This is a genomic window from Microcystis sp. M165S2 (assembly GCF_020245885.1).
Lineage (GTDB): Bacteria > Cyanobacteriota > Cyanobacteriia > Cyanobacteriales > Microcystaceae > Microcystis.
The window spans coordinates 1-3,094 of the sequence record NZ_JADBTZ010000074.1 but is presented as its reverse complement, the minus strand read 5'-3'; the positions used below and the strand labels follow the sequence as shown (position 1 = coordinate 3,094).

Below are 3,094 nucleotides of genomic sequence, written 5' to 3'. Positions count from 1 at the left end.
TTTAATTCTATCAATTCTTTCAATGACCGTGGGTTTTAGTCTCACTGCCGGTTATTGGATAATCTTAATGTGGACAAAGTTTGCTAATCCTCTTTTTCCCTTCTATAATAAAATCTTTCAATCTCCTTATATTGAAACCGACTACAATTTTAAAGGGATACAATATTTACCTAAAGATATCTGGCAATGGTTGTTTTATCCTGTTTATTTTATCCAGAGACAAACTCTTGTATCTGAGGTTCCTTTCCAAGATAGCCGATTAGCTATAACCTATTTATTGATAATTTTACTAATAGTAGTGATTATTTTTCGTGCTATTTCTAAGCGCAATCTATCTTCTGAACCTGACTTAACCCACGGTGCAGTTTTAGGGTTTTTACTGCCTTTTTATCTGACCGCTTACTCTATTTGGTTAGTGGGATTTTCTATCTATCGTTATCTGATGCCATTAGAATTAATCAGTCCCATTTTAATTATTTTGATTATTGCCTATCTTTATCCTCGCAGGAAACCATTATTAATCATAAATTTGCTAATATTTTCCTTAATTGTCACTACGGTTAAACCGATGGATTGGTGGAGAATGGGATGGTCAGATAATTATTTTGGTATCGATAGTCAAGCATTAAAACCCTACGAAAATTCCACGATTGTTATCTGGGGAGATGAAGGAACATCTTTTATCGTTCCTTATTTTCCCGCTTCCACTCGTTTTGTGAGACTCAAAGGCAATACTGGAGTCAGTGAGGGAACTTTAATGCGAAAAAATGCCGAGACATCTATTGCTAATACTCCCCTAGAATCTCTCTACATTCTCCAGACGGACTTTAATAAAAAATCCCCTGATATAGTGGAGGATTTAGCCAAGGAAAATCTCGTTATTGACTTCCAAAGTTGTCAACCCTTTCCCACCAAAATCGAAAAATTTAATCTCTGTCGTCTTCGGAAAAAGTAATTAGCACGGGAAAGCTATGCTCTAACAATTGTTAATTGCCAGTGACTCCTACCTTTTATCTGTAATGATTTATATATTGACCGTTAACTACAATTGCGCGGAATTAATTAAGCGTTTAATCGCTTCCCTCAACGATGACTTATCTGCTACTCTCATCATTGTTAACAATTCCATTGAAGATAAAAATATCCAATCTTTAGCAGCTGAAAGAGTCAAGATTATTGAAGCGGGGGAAAATTTAGGATTTGGGAAAGGATGTAATCTGGGACTTGATTGGATTTATCAGCAAGACAGAAAAGCTATCGTTTGGTTAGTTAATCCCGACGCTTACTTATTACCGGACTCTCTGGAGAAAGCAAGCAAATTTTTTCAGCAATATCCGGAAGTTGCCATCGCCGGTACAGAAATTTACGAACCGGATGGTAAAATCTGGTTTGGTTGGGGAAAATTTAATGCCAAAATCGGCACAATTAACGTAGTAGAGGAATCCTTAGACTATCGAGATCAACCCTATCTAATTCCCGACTGGGTGACGGGATGCAGTTTATTAATTAATTTCTCGAATTTTTCCACTTGTCCCCATTTCGATACCGATTACTTTCTCTACTACGAAGACTTTGATTTTTCCCGAAGATACGCAAATCAAGGCTATTTAGTTGTTGTTACCAATCAGATTAAAATCATTCATGAACCATCTTCTATCACCCGTCGCTATGGTTATCTAAGACTAACTCATAATATCTATAGTTATCTTCTCAGTCTCGAAAAACATACGACTTTAACTATCCTTGTTTATCGCTTGCTGCGGATGAGTTTTATGTCTGTACTGATCCTTCCCATTAAACCGAAATTCTCCCTAGCCAAGCTGCAAGGAATTCAACTCTATTGTCAAAGAATTATCACTAAACTGCGTCTAGGTTGAAACCCTTAGTTTTGCGGCTTCAGGCATTATTCTTACTAAATCCTGTTGAAAAGCTATAGGAGAGCGGGGAGCGGCGAGTAGTGGTGATGGTGAGCTATCTTGCTGGTCTAGTCTGACAGGTCTATTGACCCGAAAAATAAGGAAGAGTGAGCGATTCATGTTAATTTTTATTAAGAAGCGATCTTTGATGAGAACAGACAACTATGAACTTCGAGATTCCCAGTGCCGTAAAAACTTGGTCACAATTTGGCCATCCCATTCTAATGTGGGTTTTATTAGGATTAACTATCTATGCCCTCTATTCGGGGCTACAATGGCGACGGACGCGGACAGCAGATAAAGACCTAAAAAAAGAATTATTGCCCAAGGATTTTCGCACTAAACACTATCAAATTGGCTCCCTAATCCTCGCTTTAATGGTGTTGGGGACGATCGGGGGTATGGCGGTGACTTATATTAATAACGGTAAATTATTTGTCAGTCCCCATCTGCTGGCGGGTTTAGGGATGGTGGGTTTAATCTCGATCAGCGCCGCTTTAGTACCTTTAATGCAAAAAGGCAATGAATTGGCCAGAATCACTCATATTACCCTTAATGCCGTCATTTTAGGTCTTTTTAGCTGGCAAGCCTTCACAGGAATGGATATAGTCCAGCGTATTCTCAGCAAAATGTAAGAAACTTTGAAAATATAGGATGCGTCATCAGACGCATCCAACCCTAAAAAGTGCTTTCAAAGTTATAGCGTTTCCTGTTAACAAAAGGTACATTCTCAATCCTGAAAAGCTTAATCAGCAAAGGTTAAACTGTACCTCACAGATACGAGAACCGCTATAATTAGGGTTTGCTGAATAAGTCTGTTGGTGGGGTTAGGAGTCTCCGAGTCGGTCGTCGGTCGGGGAAGTCAGAATAACACATTGACATCCTCACCGCCGTAAACGGACGGTGATTCCCAAACCTCACGATTTGGGTTTCTGCTTCTTTCCCTTGCGGGGTTTCGCACCTGCCGCCCCAGATTTACTCTGTTCTGGTCTTATGGTCGCTCTACAGACTGACACCGCAAGTCCTGCGGCCAAAATATTTTTACTGGCGTTAATATCTCGGTCATGGTGTGTCCCACAGTCTGGACAATCCCATTCTCGAACATTTAACGGCATTTTCTCAGCAATATACCCGCAATTACTACACCTTTTAGAGCTAGGAAACCATCTATCTATTTC

General features: G+C 39.4%; 3 protein-coding genes and 1 pseudogene. 3 read left to right on the top strand and 1 reads right to left on the bottom strand.

Annotation, left to right across the window (positions count from 1 at the left end; genetic code table 11):
• The 3 genes and pseudogenes from IM479_RS04255 to IM479_RS04245 form a co-directional block, all read left to right on the top strand.
• Nucleotides 1-955, top strand: a pseudogene (locus IM479_RS04255) (hypothetical protein); the annotation flags it as partial.
• Between the two features lie 64 nt (nucleotides 956-1,019).
• Nucleotides 1,020-1,877 (top strand): glycosyltransferase, encoded by an 858-nt coding sequence (locus tag IM479_RS04250; RefSeq protein ID WP_287686076.1) that lies wholly within the window; start codon nucleotides 1,020-1,022, stop codon nucleotides 1,875-1,877.
• A gap of 203 nt (nucleotides 1,878-2,080) precedes the next feature.
• Nucleotides 2,081-2,551 carry a DUF4079 domain-containing protein gene (locus IM479_RS04245; RefSeq protein WP_287686075.1) on the top strand — a complete coding sequence of 157 codons (471 nt, stop codon included), beginning with the start codon at nucleotides 2,081-2,083 and terminating at the stop codon, nucleotides 2,549-2,551.
• Between the two features lie 282 nt (nucleotides 2,552-2,833).
• Here IM479_RS04245 and IM479_RS04240 read toward each other — a convergent pair.
• The coding region (locus tag IM479_RS04240; protein ID WP_287699245.1) for a zinc ribbon domain-containing protein at nucleotides 2,834-3,094 on the bottom strand (261 nt) is incomplete at its 5' end.

Excerpts from the sequence above, each read along its gene's own strand:
- IM479_RS04250 (WP_287686076.1), top strand. The coding sequence starts at position 1,020 with ATGATTTATATATTGACCGTTAACTACAATTGCGCGGAATTAATTAAG.
- IM479_RS04245 (WP_287686075.1), top strand. The coding sequence starts at position 2,081 with ATGAACTTCGAGATTCCCAGTGCCGTAAAAACTTGGTCACAATTTGGC.